We start from the raw sequence: 362 nt of genomic DNA on the forward strand, positions 1-362 counted from the left end.
GGAGCGCGACGTGCACCGGCTCCGTGCCGTGACCGTAGATGACGGCGGGGATCTTGCCGGCGGCGCGGAGGCGGCGGGCGAAGCCCTTGCCGAAGCTCTCGCGGAGCTCGGCCTGGACCTTGGTGTCTTCAGACATGGATTCTCCTTCGGGGCACGCAGCGAAGGCGCCGCGCGGTGGTCTTGGAATTTTCGAACTCGCTGACGCAGGAGGAAAGCCACCGGGCTTGCTTCGCCGCGTCGATAACGGATGTTCGCGCACGCGCAGAAGCATCCCTCGCCGAGGTACAGCCTCAATGGTACCGGATGACCCGATAGGCTGAGGACACCGGTCCTTTTTCTGCAGAACACGGAGAACCCCCATG

General features: G+C 64.9%; 1 pseudogene. It reads right to left on the bottom strand.

Annotated elements, in window-relative coordinates:
* Window positions 1-136: pseudogene (locus tag AX744_RS11055) on the bottom strand (50S ribosomal protein L25/general stress protein Ctc); the annotation flags it as partial.
* Window positions 137-362: the final 226 nt, after the last annotated feature.

Source organism: Microbacterium sp. CCH5-D1 (assembly GCF_001557335.1).
Lineage (GTDB): Bacteria > Actinomycetota > Actinomycetes > Actinomycetales > Microbacteriaceae > Microbacterium > Microbacterium oxydans.